Here is a 23,927-nt window from a genome sequence, read left to right on the forward strand (position 1 = left end):
AAATGAACACACCACAAGTAATAATAAATGGCGTAATGCACCGAGAGAATACCGCTTCATTGAGAATCGATGATTTATCGATCGTTCGCGGTTACGGTATATTTGACTTTTTAAAAACAGTCGACAATCATCCTGTATTTTTGGAAGACAATTTAGATCGGTTTTTCCATTCTGCGGACCAAATGGATTTAACCGTTCCTTTTTCGCGTCAAGAAATTCGGGAACAGATTCACATGCTCATGCAGGCGAACACCATCCCCAACTCAGGCATCAAAATATTGCTTACCGGAGGGTACAGTCCCGACGGGTATACTATCATCGCTCCAAATTTGATTATTACACAATCCCACCTGGAGCGAAATGTAGCCAGTGAAAAACGAGGCGTACGCTTAGTTACCTTTCCTTATCATCGCGCCTTTGGTACCGTCAAGTCGATCGATTATGTAATGGGGATAAAAGCATTAAAGAAAGCAAAAGAGGCCGGTGCGGACGACGTTGTATACACCCAAGACGACCTTATATCTGAATGCCCAAGAGCAAACATCTTTTTTGTAGATAAAAACGGAACACTCCTTACACCAAATGACGACGTGCTGGCGGGGATTACACGTAAACATATCCTGACGATTGCTAAAAATATCTGTCCAGTTGAAGCTAGGGATATTACGTTAACCGATATGCAAAATGCAAAAGAAGCATTTATAACCAGTACGACCAAAAACATCACACCGGTTACGGCAATCGACAACATTAATTATGGTCCCGGAGCTGGTCCCTTGACTAGAAAATTACAAGAATCCTTAGAAGAATTAATTTTTAAAAACTACGGCATATTCCCGCCAATCGATTAAAGGATTTGGCTACCGTCGCCGCTATTGCCCTTAAGATAGCGTGCCTACCGAAATTAAGAAAAGAACGGCAGGTCTGATTGGGTCATTTTCCAATGAAATGATCCTGCATCCGAATAAAATGTTATTCAGCCGCTTTATTCAATTTTTTGGAATTATTGAATTTCCTTTTTCGGTTATTTTGAAACTTGGAAGGCTTTCCTCCCTTGCTTTTTGCTCTCGGATTGTATTCCGGTCCAGCGGGGAAACCCTCGGGTACAGGAATTTTAGGAACTTCCTTCTCGATTAATCTTTCGATACGCGAAAATTTCCCTTGATCTTTATCATTAATAAAAGTAATCGCCGTTCCGGTCGTTGCTGCGCGGGCGGTCCGCCCTACTCTATGGACGTAATCTTCGGGGTCTGGTGGAACATCATAATTCACGACCAGGCTTATTCCTACAATATCTATTCCCCTTGAGATCACATCAGTACCAACCAGTACCTTCAAACGTTTCGCTTTAAAGCGCTGCATGATCTCCTCGCGTTTCACCTGCTCCAAATCCGAGTGAAACCCTTCTACTTCCAAACCAGCTTTTGAAAGCTCTCTGGTAAGCTTTTTAACGATATCTTTTTTGGAGGCAAAGATAATCGTACTCAAATACTTGGGATTGCGCAATATCTGTTTGATGAGATCATTTTTATGCTCATCATACACCAAATAAGCTTGTTGATCAATCCCTTCAGAGGGTTTAGAAATCGCAACACTTATTTCAGCTGGCGTATCCAATATCTTTTTGGCAAGCGTGCGGATCTTTGGTGGCATCGTTGCGGAGAATAATAAACTCTGCCGCTTTTTAGGCAGGTAACTGATAATCCGCATTATATCATCGTTAAAACCCATATCTAACATACGGTCGGCCTCATCGAGCACCAGATGTTCGAGTGCACTGAAGTCAAACTTATTCGAACTCATATGTGCAATCAATCGACCCGGGGTAGCTACAATAATATTTACACCGTCATGTATAGCACGCTTTTGCTGCTCATAACCAATGCCATCGCCCCCGCCGTATACACATATTGATGTAGCACCAGTAAAATAACCAAAACCCATAATCTGCTGGTCGATCTGCATCGCTAACTCACGCGTGGGAACAAGGATAAGTGTATTCACTTGGTCCTTTTTATTTAATGTTATTTTATTCAAAATTGGGAGCAGGTAGGAAGCTGTTTTTCCAGTACCTGTTTGGGCACAAGCAATTAAATCTTGTTGTTTTAATATTAGTGGGATCGTTTGTTCTTGGATCGGCGTCGCATCTGCAAAGCCCATACTATCTAATCCTTCTTCAAGCGGCTCAGAGAAGCCAAATTCGGTAAATTTCAAAATATTCTAATTCGTTTGCGTTAAAAGTAAACTAATATTCTCAATTACACAACTATTTCAGCGCTAAGTATCAAGCAGTACGATCGTCAATTGAATAGAAAATTCAGAATATAACAACGTCAAAACGATTATCGGGGAGTAACCATTGCACGCTTGGCGCTCCGCATGGTGGTTTTTCTGTCTCGGTAGTATAACTATGAAAAAATCCCACATAAGAGATTAGCTTATATGGGATATAGAATAATATCGATCGCTTTGTATGTGCCTTACTTCGCGTCGCGCTCTTGAACAAATTTCGTATAAAGCGGCTTTTGTTCATCGCTCAATTGTTCTGCAATTTTTGCATCAGCGGAGGCTTTCAAACTTCCCTTTTGCTGTTCTAGTGCGTCTGCAGACAAGGAACCATCTGCTTTTAATGCTGCCTTAGCTTTTTTATGTTCTAAGACGACGTCGTAAATTGCGGTCTGTTGCTCACTAGTCAGCGTTAACTTTTCAGTTAACTTTTCCACGGTTGCTGTTGCCTTTTCCTCTGGTGTACCGTCCTGTGCAAATGTTAGCGTTAACGCAAATAGGAAACTGAGTCCCGTTAAAATTAGCTTTTTCATCGTTTTAAATTTTTTAGTGGTAAAATAAGAATTCCAAAATTTATACTAAAAGAACGACCGAAACTGAAAATAGTTTCACTAATTGTATCTTTTTTGTTACAAATTAACACTTTTTAACGAAAATATATTGATATTCAATAAGTTAATACTGAATAACAACAACTTAGGTAGCACAGTTATACCGCGCTCTCGGCCAATGCCGTTTCTAAATCATTGATCAAATCGGCTGGATCCTCGATACCCACCGATAAACGAAGCATGTTTTCCAGCACACCAACTTTTTCACGTTCGGCAATAGACATCGACCCGTGGCTCATCGTTGCCGGGTGATTAACTAAAGATTCTACCCCACCTAAGGAATCGGCAACGGCAAACACCTTGAAGCGCGATGCTATTCGAAATGTTTCCTTCAAGTCTGCATTTTTTAATACAATAGAGACCATCCCTCCAAAACCACGCATCTGCTTTTTTGCGATTTCATGCCCGGGGTGATCCAGGAAACCCGGCCAATAGACTTTTTCAATTTTAGGATGGGTTTTTAAATAATTGGCGACAAGTGTTCCATTTTCGCAATGTGCTTTCATACGCAAATGCAGGGTCTTTAAACCCCGTAAACATAAAAAGGCATCTTGCGGCCCTGGTGTTGCTCCACACGTATTATAATAAAACCGTAATTGTTTATACAATTCAGGCGTGTTCAGAATTAACGCGCCCATAACTACGTCAGAGTGCCCATTAAGATACTTGGTGGCCGAATGCATAACGATGTCAGCACCGAGCTCTAACGGGTTTTGTAAATACGGCGAGGCAAATGTATTATCAACGACATGAATAATATTATGCTCTTCGACTAGAGCACTTAAAGCCGCAATATCTGCTATTTTCAGCGTCGGGTTTGTTGGCGTCTCTACCCATAGCATTCTAGTTTTCTCTGTGATCGCTGTCTCAACTTGTGTCAGGTCAGCGAGGTTAACGAATACGAACCGGATACCGTAGTTCTCGTATACCTTCGTAAATAACCGATATGATCCGCCATACAAATCTTCCCCAGCAACCACTTCATCCCCGGGTTTGAGTAGCCTTAATACAGTATCAATCGCCGCCATCCCGCTGGCAAAGGCAAGTCCATATTTTCCTCCTTCGAGTGCCGCTAAACAATCTTCTAATGCGCGTCTTGTAGGGTTTGATCCCCGAGAATATTCATACCCCAAGTGTACCCCTGGTGCGGATTGCTTATAGGTTGATGTCTGGTATATTGGAGTCATAATTGCCCCGGTGGAGGGGTCTGGTTGCTGTCCGGCATGTATCGCTTTGGTAGCAAATTTGTAATCCATATGCGTGTACTTTATATTAAAATTCCTTTTGGATCCTATTGTTTAACAAATCAAATTTAACGAATTAAATGCCAATTATTGGAAATAAAAGTCCCTCCAGCAGACAAATCCGAACAATAGATTAAAATAAAAGTGGGCTAGGCAATAAAAAAGTATATTGAAGTTCTTTGGTAATTTTATCCCCACGCACGATCTTTTGAAAGCTATCCGAATTTTCGAACGAGCTGGGGAGACTAAGGCCATGCTTGTTCGCCGAGGCCAATATAACATCTCGCTTTAAGGGATGTTCGGGAGAGACAATATTATACAACCTCTCTTTTAATACTTGGGTAAACCCTAAATACATCAACTCGATTAGGTCAAATAAATGAATAAAATTTGCCTTTTGATCTCCCGTGGTGCAGCATCTATCTTGAAAATATTTAGCGAATACACGGTTCATTCCAAACAAACCTCCTAAACGGTATATTGTAGTCCGATCGTTATTTAATATAGAACGTTCAGCGATCGCTAGATTACTGGTGTCCGACACTATAACTTCTTCGGTAAACTCACCCGATATGTCGGGGTAAACACCTATGGAACTTAAAAATATATTTTTTCTAAACTCAATCGTCCCCAAAAACCGTGTGATATTTTCAAATCGTCGCCGAACGCGATTAGAATCTAAACTACGGACAGCCGGTACACTTGTCACCACATAGTCAAACCGCGTGGGCAGGTCGTCCAATGTTGCGGGATTTTCGAAATCCATGATAAACGCATAAATACCATCGTCGTTTAGACGTTGGCATTTATCCGTCCGTGTAGTAGTGGCATACACCTGATGACCGCGTTTTTGCATCTCTTTGCCAAACGCCTCACCAACCCAGCCACAACCTAAAATTAAAAATGTTAAAGCCAAGTCTTTTAAAAATTAATAAGCCTTAGCAAATAGCACGCGGTGTTTCGAAGGCTTGCCCGTAAAGATACACACGCCTTCTTCTTGCTCGACATCGAGTGGAATACAACGAATAGTAGCTTTGGTCTCCTCTTTGACTCGTTTCTCTGTTTCAACAGTACCATCCCAGTGACACAAGATAAACCCACCTTTATTGTCTAGCACCTCTTTAAACTCCTGGTAAGATTCTACTGGCGTAATGTGACTATCTCGAAAATCACGTGCTTTTTGATAAATATTCTCTTGAATAATACCCAATAGATTTTCAATGGTTACCGCTAAACCCTCTTGCGAAACAGTTTCTTTCGATTGAATATCGCGGCGTGCAAGTTCGACTGTACCGTTCTGCATATCTCGGGATCCAATAGCGATACGCAATGGCACCCCTTTGAGCTCCCACTCCGCAAACTTATAGCCGGGACGCTGGGTGTCTCTATCGTCATATTTGACCGACACATCCATCCCGTTTAATTCCTGGGTAAGCGTACGTACATATGCGTCGAGCGCATCCTTTTCTTGCTCTGTCTTAAAAATTGGTACAATAACGACTTGAATAGGTGCCAACTTCGGAGGCAAAACCAGCCCCTGATCATCGGAATGTGCCATAATCAGAGCCCCCATTAACCGCGTCGAAACTCCCCAAGAAGTTGCCCAGACATTTTCTAACTTCCCTTCTTTGGACGTAAATTTAACGTCGAATGCTTTAGCAAAATTCTGACCTAAGAAATGTGATGTACCCGCCTGTAAAGCTTTTCCATCCTGCATTAGCGCTTCAATACAATAGGTGTCCAACGCACCAGCAAATCGTTCGTTTTCTGTTTTACGCCCCCGAACAACCGGCACCGCTAATGTATTTTCTGCAAAATCGGCATACACGTCTAACATACGTTCAGCCTCTTCGATGGCTTCCTTTTCGGTGGCATGTGCAGTGTGCCCCTCCTGCCATAAAAATTCAGTCGTACGCAAAAATAAGCGTGTCCGCATTTCCCACCGTACAACATTTGCCCACTGGTTAACAAGAATTGGTAAATCGCGATACGATTCGATCCAACCTCTATACGTGTTCCAGATAATTGTCTCCGAGGTTGGACGAACAATAAGTTCTTCTTCAAGTTTCGCCTCTTCATCCACAACAATATTCCCACTTCCGTCATTTTTTAAACGATAATGGGTAACAACCGCGCATTCGGTCGCAAAACCTTCCACGTGTGAGGCTTCTTTTGAGAAATACGACTTGGGTATAAATAAGGGGAAATAAGCATTTGAATGACCTGTTTCTTTAAATCGCTTATCGAGAACCGCCTGCATGCGCTCCCAAATTGCATATCCATAGGGCTTAATGACCATACATCCGCGAACGGCTGCGTATTCAGCTAAATCAGCTTTAATTACTAAGTCATTGTACCACTGTGAATAATCCTCACTGCGACTTGTTATTCCTTTTCCCATTTAATTAGTTTGTTATACTTGTATCAAATTATGTATTTTTTTTGTCTTATTGCAAAACCATCATGTGCAATTTGACTTTTATTTATATTTTTGGGCAGGGGGTTAAACCTCCTGTAAAAATACGCGTCTAAGTTAATAATTAAAGACTGTATTAAAGAAAGTTTTAACTGAAGTGACTGCTATGAAAACAAATAGATTATTATTCGGAAGTCTTACAGTGGCGGCGATTTTCGCGCTAAGCTCCTGTTCGACAAGTAGGCAAATTGCCTACAAAGACGATGTGTATAATAATCAATCCAAAGCTACTCAAGATTACCAGAGTCCGGATTATTATTATACGGATGGACAAACGCAAGATCAAGAAGAACAATACGTAGAGAACGAATATTACGCAGATGAATACTCGGATGAAGAATATGTGGAAGGCTATGATTATGATGAGAATTTAGAATACGCCAACCGTATCAATCGTTTCTATTATAGTTCACCTGGGATGGCCTACTATGACCCTTGGTTCAACCCTTGGTATGGTTATGCTGGATTTGGTCTTGGTTGGGGATTTGGATCAGGTTGGAATGTCGGCTTTGGCTGGGGGTACCCATCTTTGGGTTTTGGATACGGCTACGGTTACCCATATTATGGCTATGGCTATGGCTATGGATACGGTTACGGCCGTTGGGGCTACAGTTCGTGGGGTCACCCATATTATGGTTATAACAACTACTACGGTGGGGGTGGTTACTACGGAAATCGCCACAGCATACGTCCAGCTAACTCTTCGGTACGTTCTGCTTCCCGCGCATCTTATAACTCACGCGTAGGTAGTTCCGCTAGATCAAGATCATCCAGAACAGCAACTAGCGGCGTTAGACGCGATGGTAATGGACGAATTGTAACGGGTAGATCGGCAACTAGTAGAGCTGGAACCACGCGTTCAACGGTAGGCTCATCGAGATCCCGCACTTCTCAGGGAAATGTCACACGTGGTACGGCTAGAGGCACCCAAGGACGCAGCGCGGTTGGCCGCACCAGATCGACAAGTCGTCCAACGGGAACGGTGAACCGCACAAGAAATGGTTCGACACAACGTCCTGCAGTTAGAAATCGTCCAGCAACAAGACCTTCAGGTGTTTCTCGTCCTACAAGAAGCGCTCCTTCAAGGCCTACCATGTCCACTGGTGGTGGTGGTAGAAGCTCCGGCGGCGGCGCAACCCGCTCATCCGGTGGCGGTGGACGAAGACGATAAGTTTACTAAAATTATTGAATAGCCAATACGTACTCTATTGGCTATTTTTTTGAACTCAACATATAGATTTATGCAATTTAGAAACATACTATTCACTTCTTTATTAGTTTCAGGGTTAAGCTTTTCGGCCCAAGCTCAATTTGTAGGCGACGCCCTCTTGTTTTCAAAAGAAAATAATGGTGGTACCGCTCGATTCCGAGGTTTAGGAAATGCAAACACTGCTTTAGGCGGTGATCTCAGCTCAATTACCGGTAACCCGGCCGGTCTCGGTTTTTATGGTCAATCGGATATTTCAATCACGGCCAATTATAATTATGCCAATAACAAAGGAGACTATTTTGGTACAGGTACAAAAAAAGGAATTGGCCAATTTGACATCGACCACGCGGGATTTGTCTTCCATTACCCCCGTAACGAAGGTTATCAAGGATGGCAAAACTTCAATATCGGATTGAGTTATGAGAAATCGAATAATTTCAAAAACAATATTCGCTACGAAGGTATCAACCCAAATAACACCATCGTTAGTGCATACACCGATGATATAGCGTTTTATGATGATCAAAATTTCGCCCGTGATTTGTCGAACATGAAATTAATCGAAGGCTTTCAAGATGCACAATCGGGATACTTCCCGATTACCAACGAGATGAATGACAAGACACAGGTAAGTGACGTGCTTACCCATGGATACAATTCCCGTACAGCACTTGCCTTTGGCGCTAATTACAATAATAAGTTATACATCGGAGCGAACATCGGCTTCACAGCCTTCCGTTATGAAAGCTCCAGTCAATTTTCAGAATACGGGTGGACCAAGGATCGTGCTGCGATCGTTGCAGACAATCCGAAATCTACATTTGCTGACCCTACCCATGAAAACTACGACTTTCTTGAAGCGAACTATGAATTGCTTGATGACTACTACCAAATATCAGAGGGCACTGGTATAGATTTCAAAATTGGAGCGATCTACAAGCCTGCGGTGGACTGGAATATCGGAGCCACAATTGCCTCGCCAACCTGGCTAACGATCGACGACTACACCGAGAGCTATCTAGGAGTTGACTACTTCGATAGCGAGGACGCAACTTCCGCATTTAGTTCAAAAGAATTGATAAGTACGCCTACAGAAGACTCTTACAAACTCAACACCCCTTGGAAATTCAGTGTCGGTGTTACAAAATTCTTTAATGGAGGACTATTGACAGCTGACGTCGAGTATATTGATTATGCGAGTATGAAACTAAAATCGTATGACCGAAACAGTGCAATCGAAGACGCCTGGAATTCTGACGTAAAAGCGACATATCAAGGCGTTGTTAACGCGCGTGTGGGGGGAGAAATACTGCTGACAAGTATATTAAGTGGACGTGCAGGTTTCAATTACTACGGGAACCCCTACAAGGACGCCGACAATAAAGAGTACAGTGGTAGTCTTGGTGTAGGCGCTAAGCTTTCGAACACCATGTATCTCGATTTAGCTGTCGTGCATCAAGTTAATGAGTTTAGTGTTAGCCCTTATATTGTTGACGAGTTTTGGGGTACACCAAGCCCCGTAGCTGACATAAAAAAACAACGTACAAACGTGGTGTTAACTTTAGGTGCTAAATTTTAGAACTATTAACATAATCGCCCATTAGTCGATATCTCAAGCTGTTAAAAACAGAAATGATTTATATAATGAACGGACCGTATCAGGATAAACTGGCACGGTCCTTTTTATGTCTATTCGAAGCGGCAATTTTATGCGATGATAATAGTTCCATCATCCCGCACGAGATCATTCCCTCACCACACAAGAAGCGTTTAGACCCACGATGACTTTTCGCGCGATGCCCGGCTCGCTTCTGCCAAAAAGGAGCTACAGAGAATGAATTACCTTTTAATTATTCGGTTTTTCCCTTCATTGCCGCATACATCGCCATTGCATGCCCGTGGCCGAGTTCAAAATCCACTTTTAGCCAGTTGGTAATTTGGGTGGCTTTTACGCGCACTTCGCCATTTTGCAGAAAGCCTTTTTCTTCTGCTAGCTTTTTAAAGTCTTCGGGCGATTTACCCGTCTTTTTTTGAATATTGTCTATATACGCTTGAAATGACATAAAATTAATTTAGTAAATTTCCATTCAGCAAAGCAGCAGCGCATTCTCCACTCAATATGATTAGGAAACGGGCATATCGGCACGCCGACGAACAAATAAATTATAATTCTCATGTTTAACAACATAGATCTCCTCGCCCGGGTCAATAAACCCATCGAGTGCAATTGCATCATACCAAACACCCGCGACTTCTATTTTCCCTCCTGGCCGTAATACCGTACGAGCGACGCCTATTTGATTTATTAATTCTGCTTTTTGCGGTGAGGAAGTAAAGCCTACATCAGACTGCTGTTCATCTTGCAAAACCAAGCGCTTAAATGCCCGCGAGCGCAAAATATTTTTACCGAAGATCACCATCAAAACGACGGACAGTACCATTGCGCCACTAACGATCAAAAAAGAATTGATCAACAGTCCAGGGGTTGAAAGTTTAAAGTTTAGAAAATCGTTATCAACCATCGAAAAGGCTAATCCGCACAGCACACAAATAATACCCAGGATGCCCGCGACGCCAAAACCAGGAATCACGAATACTTCGAGTACGAGACATAGCACCCCAATCAAAAAGATTGCGATCTCCCAATTATCCGCCAAGCCTTGTAAATAAAGTGGTGCAAAAAACAAACTACCGCAAATAAGTGCGACAATGAAAGCAAACCCAATACCGGGCGTTTGCAGCTCAAAATAGATCCCTCCAATGATGCCCAAGATGAGTAGCCCACTGACCAATGGATTTATCAACATCGAAATGATGCGATCGATCGTTGTTACCTGATGTTCAATTACATTCTGCTTGCTCACTGAAGCACGTTGATATACCTCATCTATCCCATTGACCTCCGCTTTTATAATCCCAGCAGCCAGCGCCTCCCCAGACGTCAAGGTCAGCAACTTGCCATCGGGCTTTAAATTAGGTATAGAAACCTCGGCATCAACGAATGCCTCCGCAATTTTAGGATCCCGCCCTTTAGCTTCGGCCGTTGCGCGCATCAATCCGCGCATATAAGATTGGTATTTCTCGGGCATTATCTCCCCACTTTGATCCACCACGCTCGCTGCGCCGATACTCCCCCCTTTGTGCATATAAATTTCATCCGATGCTAATGATATTAATGCGCCCGCCGATGCTGCGTTGTTGTTGACATAAACAATAGTCTTCATTGTTGCGTCCAACAACCGAGAACGAATTGAGTCTGCAAAGTTTACTGCCCCTCCAAATGTATTTAATTCAATTAAAAAAATGTTCGATTTATTCTCGAGCGCTTTAGTGTAAGCTTGGTTGATCGTCCGCCACGCATTCGGACCTATCTCTTCCTTTAAATCGACTTTATAGACAATCTGGCCGCTTACGAATGCGTGGGCAAACAGCATGGCAAAAAGAAACGCGAAAACAGGTTTTATATATTTGTGCATATTAAAGAGATAAACGTTTTATGTCACTATAACGACTCAAGATACAATATAATTTTCATTTTTAACGGTAATAGTTAACACGGTGATGCGTGCTTTTGTTTTTCTTTTCGGGTGTAGAATCGATAACAACCCATCCAATAACTGCGTTAAAGCAAAATAGATACATTATTCCGTGACCATCATTTTTCGTAGCGCCAAAAATATGATTCATCGTTCGTGTAAAAAAGACAGACTTCCCGAGCCCTTCGCGTGAAGTTCTTTTTGAGGGATGGCATGCCCGGGCGACGGATTTCATAATCGATGCTTCGATTTAGTGTTCCAGCTTTGTTATCTTTACTGTATTTCGTACAGTTTATGGCTCGTCGTTTCTGATCGATTCGCACCAGTTGCTCGGGCAGAGACGTCACATACATAATGATAATGTCCGATAAAACGCAATTAAAGTGAAAAACACAGAAGATATTATAATAAAAGCATTTGAAGTACACTTTCCATCCCAAATTTGGAAAATCGTCGTCGACCCCCTGCTGAAACAAATTGCCGTGGAATTACGCGACCCCGACAGCACGCTCCCTGTGATTCAAGTGCTCGATTTCCACGGAAACATACTGGTCAACAAAATAGAAATTCAGGAGAAAGAATGGACCGTAGAAGCCTTACAACACCGCACGCTAATTTTAAAGCGGGTTGGCGATGCCCACCCCATAGCTGCAGGCATTCAGCTACTTAATTTTGAGGGAGAAGTCCGATACATCACACACGAATATACCTGGGTGGAAACCTGCCAGGACTTTATTAAGATCAGACATCGCAGCTTTCAAACGGGATTTGAAGAGTATCTCGGTATTCCCGAAGCTAAAAAGCTCCGCGTGCCGTCCGCCAGTCAAGAATCATTCCCATCGGCAATTAAGATGCCAATACCGTATACGGGACCGCTGCCCTCCTTCTTAAAAAACATTCCCATCGAAGACTTCCCATGGGTAAGCAGAATGCATGATAAATTCCTGTGGTCGGTTCACTCCAAAGAAAATACAAACTACAATTTAAACCTTTACGTTGCTGATGCATCCAAAGTTTTACAGGTACATAGTCTTCTCAATGATATGCCAAAAATGATTCCACAGCCCTATTTCCAAATAGCGAATCAAATATTCTTAATGTCATATAATAAACGAGAAATTGTATCGTATTTAGTATAATTGCACCGTATGAAAAAAAATAAAGCTATTTCAAGCTGTATTAAGTTGGGGATGTTAGGTCTGTTTTGGTCTCCACTATTTTTAAGCGCTAGCCCCGCAAATACAACATATAACGAAAATCCCAGTGATGCACAACATATCACCATAAACCCCGATTCTATCGGGACGGAAATTATAAACAATGAGATCTTCATCATCCACCGTATTGAACCCAAAGACACATATTACGCTTTGGGTCGTCGTTACGGAGCCCAAGTGAACCGTATATTAGCGGAGAATAATAAAAAGAACCTCAAACCGGGCGATACGGTCAAAATTCCTACAGGCCGAAGACCAGAGCCGGTTATTATTCCACAGGAACCGAAGAAGAAAACACAAGAACAAAAACCGGATCAATCTGAGCAGAGCGTGCTTACGGAGTATAAAGTCGGTGTGAAAGAAACACTGTATGCAATTTCTAAACGCTTCAATACTACGGTAGAGAATATCAAAACAATGAATGAACTTACCTCCGACAGCTTACAGCAAGGGCAAGTTTTAAAAATTCCGGATTCCGATTACCGTGTGCCGACACCAGAGATACCCGTCGTGCCCATTATCGACACGGCATTAGTGGCCGAACACAAGCTAAAGGATTTGGGCTTTGAAACCAACCGATACGGTATTCGTGAGAAAAAGGAAAAAGGTATCGGCTTGTGGATGGAGAACCTAGAAACCGACGGAAAGAGCAACCTTGCATTGCATAAGACGGCACCGATAGGGACGATTTTGAAAATTACAAACCCAATGACCCGCAATGTAACCTACGCGAAAGTCGTCGGGAAATTTAAAGAAACGCAGGAAACACGCGACGCTATCGTCGTTCTATCCAAGTCTGCAGCATCCTACATCGGCGCCTTAGATAGACGATTTTTGATCGAAATCGCTTACGGCGTACCTTTAAATTAATTTATAATTATCTTTGCATCGATGAACAAACCGTACGTTATTGGAATCGCTGGCAGCAGTGGGTCAGGCAAAACGTTTTTCTTAAAACGTTTTTTAAATCATTTTCTGCAGGATCAAGTCACCTTGATTTCCCAGGATGATTATTACATTCCCGCTAATACGAAAACTCGTGAAGAAAATCGGCTCTACAATTTTGATGTGCCCACCGCGATTAACCGAACTTCGTTCTATCACGATATAAATGAGCTGTTTTCCGGCCGCACAGTATACCGTGAGGAATACACCTTTAATAACCCGGACATTAAACCTAAAATGCTCGAAATTAAACCTGCGCCGATCCTGATTGTAGAGGGATTATTTATTTTTCATTATCAGGAGGTAAACGATCTACTCGACTATCGCATATTTTTAGATGCAAATGAATCGGTTGCCTTAGAACGAAGGCTGCGACGCGATTTAATAGAACGTGGGTATGACCATGATGACGTGATGTATAAATGGATCAACCACGTAATACCTTCGTATAACACGTATTTATTACCCTATAAGGATACATGCGACCTTGTTATCATCAACGACACCGACAACCCAAATATCATTGATGATGCTGCCAACAAGATCTGTGCGGAGTTAAAAAATGAAAATTCCAATGTTAAAATTATTTAAATCCATTCTAAATTACGATCTTTAACCCGATGCAAGAAATGATAGATTGTAATTTAGAGGAACTCGCAAACAGCAGCTCTTTTTTGGAGGACTTAAAAATGGCGTTAAAAAACCACGGCGACTCCCCATGCTGTGTTTTTAAAACGTGTTGCAAAAAATTCAAAAAAGGAAAACGCTGCAAAAAGTGTCCAAACAGGTAGGTACTCTGAGAATTTGATGTCTCATATTCTACAAACAGTGCCATGTTTACTCTAAACTCTTGTACCCTGCTCGATCGGAAAAATCTGGCCACCACGCGCGCTCTGCTATCCCAACTTTAACCGATCTTTCAATCGCTCCGTACAAACAAACTATGGTTTCCAGCCATCCTTTATCGGTTAAAAGATGAATATAATATACTGCAGGGGAAAGATTATTGCAATTTGCAGATAAAACACATGCACACGCGCCCTATATTTGCACTATGCGGCTTTCTCCAAAAATACTTAAATGGGTATTGCGATTCTATCCTCCGTTTTTTTTTCAAAGAATATGGGTAGTGAAGGTATCGGCGGACTTTCGCCAAGCAGACATCAAGATCACCAAAAGCTTCCTAAATATTAATTCTAACAAAACCATCTTTGGCGGTACGATGTTCGCTGCCGTCGACCCCATACATACCCTCCTACTGGATCAGTTGTTGAAACGCAGGGGCATCAAAACTACAGTGACCTGGTTGAAGTCTGCAAAAATCGAATACCTGAAACCCGCGCGTAAAGACTTACTTTTCTCGATCATTTTAAACGATGCAGATATAAACGAAACGCTTTCTGAGGTTAACCAAAATGGAAAGATCGTGAAAACATTTGCAATAGAGATAAGGGATAAAAAAGGACTGCTATGTGCCCGCTCGCTTAACGAAATATACATTCGAGATTTGACCTTCGAGCGTAAAAAAGCTAACTTGGTCACTAAATAATTTTTACTACGATGAAGAAACCAACGTTAATACTTCTCGCCCTCACCATTCTGCTATTTGGGGCTTGTCAAAACAGCGCAAAAAATGATCCCAGTGCGATCTCTGCCAAGTCGATTGCCGTTCACGATGAAATAATGCCGCAAATTAGCACTTTCGATAAGCATACGGTCTTAATCGACTCGCTACTCGCAAATATGGCAGCAGTGCAAAACCAAGATCCGACGCGCGACACGCTCGAAGTACGGGACAATCTCTCCGAATTAAAAGCGGAATTAGAAATGGCAACGGACAATATGATGACCTGGATGAAAGACTTTGAGCCTGATAGCGCAGAGACCGCTTATCAACAAGCCGAGTTTGAATCGATATCCCAGCTAAAAGAAACTTTCTCGAGCGCAGCGCAAAACGCGGACCGCTTATTAACTCCTTATAAAAATTAAAAAATGAGATTTCCATTTTCACGACTGTTACTTCTGACCATTCCTATCGCTTTACTAATTGCAAGCTGCAGTGAAAAACAGGTAAAGAAGCTACCTATCATCGGTGAAAGAGACACCCACGAAAGTATTGTCGAGGGGAAGACTGTCGTTGACACCACCTATCATCAAATACCTCCGTTTGAATTTTTAAACCAAGACAGCGTACTTATAACCGATAAGGATTTCGAAGGGAAAGTCTACGTCGCCAATTTTTTCTTCACCCATTGTCCGAGTATTTGCCCTACAATGCAACGCAATCTTCTTACCGTTTACAAACAGTATCAAAATGACGATCGTGTTTCCTTCCTTTCACACAGTATTGATTTTAAATATGACTCGCCCAGTGTGCTAAAATCGTATGCTCAGAAACTTGGCGTAACCGATAACAGGTGGCAATTTGTAACAGGTAGCAAAAAAGATATATACGGAATTTCGGAAAAATACCTCGTGTATTCGAAAGAAGATTCTACAGCACCTGGCGGATACGATCACCAAGGTTATCTCGTACTCGTTGATCAGAACAAGCATATACGAGGAGCCTACGATGGCACCGTTACCGAACAAGTTGATCAATTAATCGCAGATCTCGCTATTCTTTTGAACGAAAAAAAATAAAGCTACAATCCATGTACAACGCGACTTTGACATTAACAGGCATTTCAATCGTCATACTTGTAATCGTATTTGCATGCAGTCCAAACGTAAGTATCAAAACGGCGCAATACGCGTCGAACGGTCAAAAACTTTACGCCACACATTGCCAGAACTGCCACGGGACCAAGGGGGAAGGATTAGGAACTTTATACCCACCACTAACGGACTCCGAATTTCTTTCAAAGAATCGTTCACAACTAGCCACAATTATCAAATACGGTATGAATGACACAATCGTTATTTCGGGGAATACATTTGTCGGTCCGATGCCTGGCATACCGTCTTTGACAGATATCGACATCGCATATATCTTAAGCTATGTGACCACTACATTTGGTAATGAAACAGAAATATTTAGCGAGCAAGAGGTTCGAAACAATTTGAGCGTCTTTCAATAAATAACAAAGGTTTCCAAACGGGGAGAATGGAAACCTTTTCACTAACCAATTATAAACCTAATTATGATACACCAAAGGTAAGTGTACATTCAACACTAAACAAGCCCCAAAACATCATTTAACGAAGATTTAACAATCTCTTCTATTTATCTTAACACCCTGAAAAGATTCATTGGTTTATAACATTTATTTGACAAAGTAGAATTCAAATTTTTATTAGCTTTGCAACCGAATGAACATTCAATTACTCGATAAAAAGGTTGCGATATTCGAAAGTACACTTTCGCTTGTCTACAAACATGGCTTTCATGGTACACCGATGAGCCTAATCGCCTCGGAGGCAAATGTGGCCACAGGGACGATCTATCATTATTTTTCATCAAAAGAAGAATTGATCGTCGAACTCTTCATCTATTGCCGGAAAGTAACAAATGAGTACATCTTCTTGGAAGACGAAAAATTAGAATATAAAGAGCGATTCAAGTATATCTGGAACAGACTAGTTGACTACTACGTAAAAAACAAAGAAATATTTTGGTTTGTAGAACAATTCTACGCTTCGCCTTATTTGCAACAAAAAAAGACCTACCTATTATGGTGTGGATAAAATGAAATTATTTTTTGCGGAAGGGATAGAAACTAAAATGATCCGTGAAATTAATTTTTATACTTTAGTATCAATATACATCGGTGCGGCAACGTCACACGTTAGATTGGTCACTTTTGGATTCGATACATCGCGCGATGATAATCGTGCGGAACTACTCGAAATTATTTGGAATGCTGTCAAAAATCAATAAAATGGAATTTAAAAAAACCGCTGTATTACTATTACTGACGACATGCTTTTCTGGTTTTGCACAAGCACAAACCGAGCAGAGGTCAGTTCCACTTAGCGACAGAGCTACATTGGATGATTTAATCAATTACGCGCTCAACAACAAAATTGAGATAAAACAAGCTGAAATTGATAAGGAAATTGGAGAACGCGAGATCGGGTCTGCCCTCTCGGGTTGGTTTCCACAGATCAACGCAACAGGCTCCTATGTACACAATATGCAAATCCCGACGACAGTCATTGATGGTAATTCTATCACTATGGGGCAAAAGAACACAAGTGGCGTAACGTTTCAAGCCGACCAAAGCATACTCAGCCCAGAACTCTTCCAGGCTTCACGGGCAGCAAAATACATCCGCGAACAGAATAATCTTAATCTTGAAGATACAAAGATCAATACGGTCGTCGATGTGAGCAAAGCGTATTACGACATATTGACCACTGAGGAATCAATCAATATAGTCAACGAAAACATTGATCGACTGACACGTCAATATAATGAAGCGAATATTCGCTACGAAACAGGATTAGTCGACAAAACAGATTATAAAAGAGCGCAAATATCGTTGAACAATGCGAAAGCGGAACTGAAAACGTCCAAAGAGATGCGTAATTACAAATACGACTATCTAAAAATGTTACTTGGAATGAGCAAGGTGCAAAACATCAGCCTCTCCTTCGAAAATCAATCGATGGAGTCCAATATACTATTAGACACCACGGAACTGTTAAATATTGCTAATAGAGTCGAATTTAAGCAACTCAATACGCTAAAAGAAATCCAAAAATTAAATACACAATATAAAAAATGGGATTTCTTACCACGCTTAAGTGCTTACGCAAATTACAACCTCAACTACAGGCATGATGACTTTGGAGACCTTTATTCCGATAACTTTCCTAGTTCACAAGTAGGCCTTTCATTGTCTGTCCCTATATTTACGGGAAACAAGCGTATTCACGAGATTCGTAAATCTCAACTACAGGAAGAAAGAATTGATTGGGATTTACAAAATCTGGAAAACCAAATTAGTACCGAATATTCCTTAGCAATGGCTGGTTATCGTTCCAACATGAACGAATGGCGTAATGCAAAGGAAAATATGGAATTATCCGAAGAAGTATACAATACCATCAAATTGCAGTACGATGCCGGAATAAAAACGTATTTGGAATTAATGACATCGGAGACAGATTTAAAAACAAGTCAGCTTAACTATTTGAATGCCTTATATGCTGTACTCGCAGCGAAACTCGATATTCAAAAAGCGCTTGGTACAGTAGAGACAAATAATTAATCACCCTTTTCAAAAACCGAAATAATCAAACCATGAATAAGAAATATTTATATTCCGCATTAGTCCTAGGATCAGCAATATTGTGGCAATCCTGTGGTTCGAACGACGGAGCAGGCCAACAACAGGCAGCTGGCCTACAGCAACCCACAATCCCAGTGTCGACGACAACTGTTCAAAAACAAATTGTTTCCGGTCTTAAATCCTATCCTGCAAGTGTTGTACCGCTACAGGAAACTCAAATTTTTGCAGAGGTAACTGGGTATATTACAAAGATACTCGTTGCGGACGGAGCTTCTGTTTCCAAAGGGCAAGCCTTGTATGAGATCGATCGTGTGCGTTATCAAGCAGCTGTCGATCAAGCAAAAGCGACTTTGGAGATTGCTAAAGCAAATCTGGACCGCGTCAACAAAGATTTGGGTCGTTACCAAACACTCGCTGAAAAAGATGCGATTGCCAAGCAAACATTGGATTACGCGCTTACAGACGTGAATAATCAAAAAGCACAAGTTCAAGGTGCACAGGCGGCATTAACAACCGCACAAACAAATTTACAACGCGCTGTCATCCGTGCGCCGTTTTCTGGTTCTGTCGGGATTTCTCAAGTTCGCGACGGAGCCCTGGTAACCGCCGGTGGAACTTTATTAAATACCTTGAGTTCAATAAACCCTATAGCCGTAGAATTCCAAATAAGTGAACGTGAGATTCTTGAATTTTCGAACTACCAAAATGGAAAAGCCGCGACAGAGATTACTGTTCAGCTTCCCGACGGCACGAATTATTCCGAAGTCGGTAAAATTTCAATTATTGACCGGGCGGTTGATCCACAAACGGGAACAATTAAAGTACGTGCAAATTTTGCAAATGCCCAAAATGTGCTACGTGCTGGTATGAATCTTACTATGATGGTGAAAAGCACCTCGAGTACAGAACAACTGGTTATCCCATTTAAAGCCGTACAAGATCAATTAGGTGTTTACAACGCATACGTCGTAAGCGACAGCAGCACGGTTACGCAGCGCGCCGTCGAATTAGGACTTAAACTTGATGAACTTGTTGTTGTAGAATCTGGTCTAGAAGAGGGTGAAAAGATTGTTGTCGACGGAATTATGAAAGTAAGAACAGGCGCTAAAATTGTCGAGAACAACGAACAAAAATAAATGCTTGTCCCTAAACAAAAAAGAATAGTATGATTTCAGAAGTATTTATAAAAAGGCCGGTCACCGCCATCGTTATCTCTATATTGATTGTAATTATAGGTACGATATCGCTGATGACATTGCCTATTAGTCAATATCCATCTATCGCCCCTCCTACAGTGAATGTTACGGCGAATTATACAGGCGCAGATGCCCAGACGGTGGAGCAAACGGTGACCACGCCGATTGAGAGTCAGATCAACGGTACGCCGGGCATGATCTACATGTCTTCGAACAGTACCTCAAATGGGCAAGCACAAATCACAATTACATTTGAAGTTGGAACGGATATTGATATCGCCACACTCGACGTACAAAACCGTGTTGGGATTGCTGAACCAGCCTTACCCGAGGCCGTACGTCGCTTAGGTATAACAACCCGTAAAGCAAACAGTGATATCTTAATGCTTGTCTCATTGGTATCACCAAATGGCACACGTGACGATAATTTTTTAGCAAACTACGCCAACTTATACATCAGAGATGCAATTATGCGTGTTCCTGGTGTCGGTGACGTAACGGCATTTGGGCAGCCATTCGCCATGCGTATATGGTTAGATGCTAACAAACTAACCGCGATTGGTTTAACGCCAGATGATGTATCCTCGGCAATTGGTGAACAAAACCTTCGTATCCCAGGAGGATCAGTAGGTGCTCCACCACAGGCGAATTCCCAAGTATTTGAATACCCCGTAATTACGGACTCCGATTTATCGTCGGTCGAAGATTTCGAGGAAATAATAGTAAAATCAAATACAGACGGTTCCATCGTCCTTCTAAAAGACGTTGCTCGGGTAGAACTGGGACAGTTTAACTATGCCACTACAACACGGGTAAATGGGATGGTATCGACCGGTATGATGATCGCGCAGACGCCAGGAGGAAATGCCGTAGAAACTGCCGAAGGTATCTATGTAGCATTGGACGAGTTGAAAAAGTCCTTCCCAGATGACGTCGATTACGTCGTTGGATACGAAACGGTTTCGGTTGTCCACGCATCCATTGACTCCGTTGTCCACACACTGATCGAAGCATTATTACTGGTTACAGTCGTTGTATTTTTCTTCCTTCAATCGTGGCGTGCCACACTAATTCCAGTGCTTGCAATTCCAGTATCGATTGTGGGAACATTCATCTTCTTCACACTCTTTGGCTTTTCAGTCAACAATTTAACGCTATTGGCTTTCGTACTCGCGATTGGTATAGTGGTGGATGATGCCATTGTGGTAGTTGAAGCTGTTCAGCATTACATCGATCATTATAAGATGAGTGCGACAGAGGCGACTAGGCGTGCGATGAAAGACATCACCGCTCCGGTAATTGCAATTGCTTTAATCCTCGCTGCTGTATTCGTTCCGGTAGGTTTTATTCCGGGAATGGTAGGGCAGCTTTATCAACAGTTTGCGATCACGATTGCCGTATCGGTTATGCTCTCTGCTTTTATCGCTCTTTCCTTGACACCGGCTTTATGTTCGTTGCTACTTAAGGAAACTTCAGTTAATAAAGACGCTAAAGGATTAAATAAGTTCTTTTATAAATTCAACCTTTGGTTTGACAAAGTAACGTTCAAATATTCAAGTGGTGTTCGTGCTTGTATTCGTAAAGCACCACTCGCACTTATTATAGTGCTATGTATTTTCATCGGTACAGGGGTTATGTTTACTACAAAACCTTCCGGATTTATACCGAATGAAGACGGTGGTATGTTCTTCGCTGGGGTTACACTCCCCGAAGGTTCATCGGCCGCCCGTACGGGAGCAGTTTTGAATGAAATTGAAGCTGACATTCGTAAAGACTACCCAGAGATTGAACACATTACGCTAATTTCAGGTATCAATATCTTGAACCGTTCTTTCAAGTCTAATGGTGCGACCTTATTCGTATCGTTGAAGCCGTGGGCAGAACGTACAAGAACAGCAGCTGAAGTTTCAGGCGGTATCATGGCGAAATATGGCAGCTACAAAAAAGCAACTGTTCTAGCTGTTACGCCTCCTGCTATTCCGGGATTAGGTACCTCGGGTGGTTTCTCCATGATGATCCAAGATCACGAAACGGTTGATATTAAACAGTTTGAAGCCGTTGTGGGTACATTCCTGGCCGAGGCAAACAAGCGGCCTGAAATTGGAATGGCCTATACTTTGTTTAGCTCGAACTCTCCGAACTTCAAAGTCTCAGTAGATAGAGAACAGGCGAGAAAAATGTCTGTACCGGTATCTTCCGTTTACAGCACGATTTCGGCCTATTTGGGTTCTTCTTATATCAATGACTTCACCCGGTACGGTCGTAACTTCCGTGTGGTAACACAAGCTGATCAGGAGTTCCGGATGAATATTGAGGATATCAATAAACTATACGTGAAAAATTTGAATGGACAAACCGTTCCAATTAGTTCACTTGTGACCTGGGAATTGATACAGAACCCATCAATTATCAATCACTATAATATATTTAGAAATATTGAAGTGAGCGGTGCCGCGGCACCAGGATATAGTTCCGGTGATGCATTAAATGCCTTAGAAGAAGTCGCAGCGCAGACCTTGCCGAATGGTTATGGCTATGATTTCTCGGGACTATCATTACAGGAAAAACAGTCGGGAAGCACGACGGTAATGATTTTCGCGCTGTGTATCATTTTCGTGTTTTTACTACTTGCAGCACTATACGAAAGCTGGTCTGTTCCTTTCTCAATTCTTCTTTCGGTACCTTTAGGGTTATTCGGAGCAATCTTAACATTGACGTTAATTCCTGCATTGGACAACAACATCTATGCGCAGATTGGTTTGGTAACAATCATCGGTCTGGCGGCGAAAAATGCGATTTTGATCGTGGAATTCGCCAAAGAACGGGTAGACATCGGTATGCCGTTATTAGACGCAATAATTGATGCGGTTAAGTTGAGGCTTCGCCCAATTATCATGACTTCGTTTGCCTTCATTCTAGGTATCATCCCACTGATGCTCTCAACGGGTGCGGGTGCTATTTCGAGACAAACAATTGGTTGGACAGTATTTGGAGGAATGACTGCCGCAACTTTGCTTGCAATATTTGTCGTTCCAGTACTCTTCTACGTAATCACAAAATTAGCGTACGGAAAAGCAAAACTTGCTGAATTAGAAGCAAACTATGATGCTGAAAAAGCAGCGAATTTAAGTGCACACTAAGACAGCATTAACATAAAAGTAAAAAGTGGACATTCCGAAAGTTTTGTCCACTTTTCTTTTTGTATCCAACAGCACTTATTTATAAGCAACAAACGAAGCAAAACTTAGATTTTTATGTAATATATCGACAGACTTAAAGCCTACCCTACGCAGCAAATCCAACTGTTCGATAAGTGGCCGAGGAGTATCTTCCTTCTCAATATAGCTAAATACCTTTTCGCGGTATTGTTCACCGTCTAAACCTGCTAAATATTGTCCGTATAATTCCGAATAGATCAGATCTTGTAGTTCATCACTATTTTGCTTAACCAAATCGAATACCCAAAGGCTTCCACCATCTGCAAGTAATCTGAAAATTTTGGAAAAATTTTCACTCCAATCAGCATCCTCGCGCAAGTGGTGTAGAACAGAAGTGGCTATGATTACATCATACGATTCACCCGGCAAGTTTACCGTTCTAAAATCACCATGGTAAGCCTTGACGGCAGTTGGCCCATGGGAGTTTATGCGTTGAACTGCACGCGCCAACATCGGTTCACTTAAATCGAGTAGATCAACTGCAACATCCTTTTTCTTGGTGAGGAGCTTGATCGTGTAGTTCCCTGCCCCACATCCGATATCCAGTAATTTGATCTTTTTGGGGTAAGTACGAGTGATACCTTCCGCGATGAGTTCCATATTGAGTACCGAGTCAATTGTACTCTGTTGCCCAAGGTACAAGTTTGAAAAACGTTCAACGTCAGCGTCGAAGCGTTCCTGAATTTCCTTAACGGTTGATTTCATATCCTTTTTTTTCAAAAATACATTATCAATATATACGCTAAAAATA

23 protein-coding genes are annotated in these 23,927 nt (G+C 41.9%); 14 read left to right on the top strand and 9 right to left on the bottom strand.

All coding sequences use genetic code 11. The annotated features are described in order from the left end of the window. Positions 1-2: 2 nt before the first annotated feature. Positions 3-851, top strand: coding sequence for an aminotransferase class IV (locus FM107_RS09265; protein WP_086948231.1), 849 nt, complete (start codon positions 3-5; stop codon positions 849-851). 121 nt (positions 852-972) lie between these two features. Here FM107_RS09265 and FM107_RS09270 read toward each other — a convergent pair whose 3' ends face one another. From FM107_RS09270 to proS, 5 genes are all read right to left on the bottom strand, one after another. Beyond that, positions 973-2,214: a DEAD/DEAH box helicase gene (locus FM107_RS09270; RefSeq protein WP_086948232.1), complete on the bottom strand. Its 1,242-nt coding sequence runs from the start codon at positions 2,212-2,214 to the stop codon at positions 973-975. Positions 2,215-2,480: 266 nt separating this feature from the next. Beyond that, positions 2,481-2,819, bottom strand: a complete 339-nt coding sequence (locus tag FM107_RS09275) for a hypothetical protein (RefSeq protein WP_086948233.1) — start codon at positions 2,817-2,819, stop codon at positions 2,481-2,483. 176 nt (positions 2,820-2,995) lie between these two features. Further along, positions 2,996-4,153, bottom strand: a complete 1,158-nt coding sequence (locus FM107_RS09280; protein WP_086948234.1) for a cystathionine gamma-synthase — start codon at positions 4,151-4,153, stop codon at positions 2,996-2,998. A gap of 121 nt (positions 4,154-4,274) precedes the next feature. Then, positions 4,275-5,057: an NAD-binding protein gene (locus tag FM107_RS09285; RefSeq protein ID WP_086948235.1), complete on the bottom strand. Its 783-nt coding sequence runs from the start codon at positions 5,055-5,057 to the stop codon at positions 4,275-4,277. A gap of 12 nt (positions 5,058-5,069) precedes the next feature. Beyond that, positions 5,070-6,542, bottom strand: coding sequence for a proline--tRNA ligase (gene proS / locus FM107_RS09290; RefSeq protein WP_086948236.1), 1,473 nt, complete (start codon positions 6,540-6,542; stop codon positions 5,070-5,072). A 181-nt stretch (positions 6,543-6,723) separates the two neighbouring features. Here proS and FM107_RS09295 point away from each other — a divergent pair, with 181 nt between their 5' ends. Together FM107_RS09295 and FM107_RS09300 are read left to right on the top strand one after the other, a co-directional pair. Continuing rightward, complete coding sequence (locus tag FM107_RS09295) at positions 6,724-7,788, top strand: hypothetical protein (RefSeq protein ID WP_256959448.1); 1,065 nt, start codon at positions 6,724-6,726, stop codon at positions 7,786-7,788. Positions 7,789-7,858: 70 nt separating this feature from the next. After that, positions 7,859-9,406, top strand: coding sequence for an OmpP1/FadL family transporter (locus tag FM107_RS09300; protein ID WP_086948238.1), 1,548 nt, complete (start codon positions 7,859-7,861; stop codon positions 9,404-9,406). A 271-nt stretch (positions 9,407-9,677) separates the two neighbouring features. Here FM107_RS09300 and FM107_RS09305 read toward each other — a convergent pair whose 3' ends face one another. The 3 genes from FM107_RS09305 to FM107_RS19350 form a co-directional block, all read right to left on the bottom strand. Further along, positions 9,678-9,890, bottom strand: a complete 213-nt coding sequence (locus tag FM107_RS09305; protein WP_086948239.1) for a DUF4287 domain-containing protein — start codon at positions 9,888-9,890, stop codon at positions 9,678-9,680. Between the two features lie 60 nt (positions 9,891-9,950). Continuing rightward, complete coding sequence (locus tag FM107_RS09310; protein ID WP_086948240.1) at positions 9,951-11,303, bottom strand: nodulation protein NfeD; 1,353 nt, start codon at positions 11,301-11,303, stop codon at positions 9,951-9,953. 61 nt (positions 11,304-11,364) lie between these two features. Next, positions 11,365-11,598: a hypothetical protein gene (locus FM107_RS19350; RefSeq protein ID WP_143559466.1), complete on the bottom strand. Its 234-nt coding sequence runs from the start codon at positions 11,596-11,598 to the stop codon at positions 11,365-11,367. A 148-nt stretch (positions 11,599-11,746) separates the two neighbouring features. On the opposite strand from FM107_RS19350, the gene FM107_RS09315 reads away from it, so the two are divergent. The 11 genes from FM107_RS09315 (at position 11,747) to FM107_RS09375 (ending at position 23,098) form a co-directional block, all read left to right on the top strand. Next, positions 11,747-12,502, top strand: a complete 756-nt coding sequence (locus tag FM107_RS09315; protein ID WP_086948241.1) for a hypothetical protein — start codon at positions 11,747-11,749, stop codon at positions 12,500-12,502. 9 nt (positions 12,503-12,511) lie between these two features. After that, complete coding sequence (locus FM107_RS09320) at positions 12,512-13,450, top strand: LysM peptidoglycan-binding domain-containing protein (protein WP_256959449.1); 939 nt, start codon at positions 12,512-12,514, stop codon at positions 13,448-13,450. Positions 13,451-13,471: 21 nt separating this feature from the next. Beyond that, positions 13,472-14,116, top strand: coding sequence for a uridine kinase (locus FM107_RS09325; RefSeq protein WP_086948242.1), 645 nt, complete (start codon positions 13,472-13,474; stop codon positions 14,114-14,116). Positions 14,117-14,579: 463 nt separating this feature from the next. Continuing rightward, the gene (locus tag FM107_RS09335) at positions 14,580-15,074 is read left to right on the top strand and encodes a YiiD C-terminal domain-containing protein (RefSeq protein ID WP_086948244.1); all 495 of its coding nucleotides are present in this window, start codon (positions 14,580-14,582) and stop codon (positions 15,072-15,074) included. 11 nt (positions 15,075-15,085) lie between these two features. Continuing rightward, positions 15,086-15,514, top strand: coding sequence for a hypothetical protein (locus tag FM107_RS09340; protein ID WP_086948245.1), 429 nt, complete (start codon positions 15,086-15,088; stop codon positions 15,512-15,514). A 3-nt stretch (positions 15,515-15,517) separates the two neighbouring features. Then, positions 15,518-16,168, top strand: coding sequence for an SCO family protein (locus tag FM107_RS09345; RefSeq protein ID WP_086948246.1), 651 nt, complete (start codon positions 15,518-15,520; stop codon positions 16,166-16,168). An 11-nt stretch (positions 16,169-16,179) separates the two neighbouring features. Continuing rightward, positions 16,180-16,605 (top strand): cytochrome c, encoded by a 426-nt coding sequence (locus tag FM107_RS09350; protein ID WP_086948247.1) that lies wholly within the window; start codon positions 16,180-16,182, stop codon positions 16,603-16,605. A 232-nt stretch (positions 16,606-16,837) separates the two neighbouring features. Next, complete coding sequence (locus tag FM107_RS09355) at positions 16,838-17,212, top strand: TetR/AcrR family transcriptional regulator (protein WP_086948248.1); 375 nt, start codon at positions 16,838-16,840, stop codon at positions 17,210-17,212. 194 nt (positions 17,213-17,406) lie between these two features. Beyond that, positions 17,407-18,741, top strand: a complete 1,335-nt coding sequence (locus FM107_RS09365) for a TolC family protein (RefSeq protein WP_086948250.1) — start codon at positions 17,407-17,409, stop codon at positions 18,739-18,741. Positions 18,742-18,773: 32 nt separating this feature from the next. Next, entirely contained in the window at positions 18,774-19,898 is a 1,125-nt protein-coding gene (locus FM107_RS09370; protein WP_086948251.1) for an efflux RND transporter periplasmic adaptor subunit, read from the top strand. Between the two features lie 29 nt (positions 19,899-19,927). Continuing rightward, a complete protein-coding gene (locus FM107_RS09375; protein WP_086948252.1) occupies positions 19,928-23,098 on the top strand; it encodes an efflux RND transporter permease subunit in 3,171 nt (1,056 codons plus the stop codon). A gap of 75 nt (positions 23,099-23,173) precedes the next feature. On the opposite strand, the gene FM107_RS09380 is transcribed toward FM107_RS09375, so the two are convergent. Then, on the bottom strand, positions 23,174-23,881 hold the full coding sequence (locus tag FM107_RS09380; protein ID WP_086948253.1) for a class I SAM-dependent methyltransferase: 708 nt from the start codon (positions 23,879-23,881) through the stop codon (positions 23,174-23,176). Positions 23,882-23,927 lie beyond the last annotated feature (46 nt).

The sequence above is a fragment of the Sphingobacterium sp. JB170 genome, assembly GCF_900163865.1.
In the GTDB taxonomy this organism is placed as follows: domain Bacteria; phylum Bacteroidota; class Bacteroidia; order Sphingobacteriales; family Sphingobacteriaceae; genus Sphingobacterium.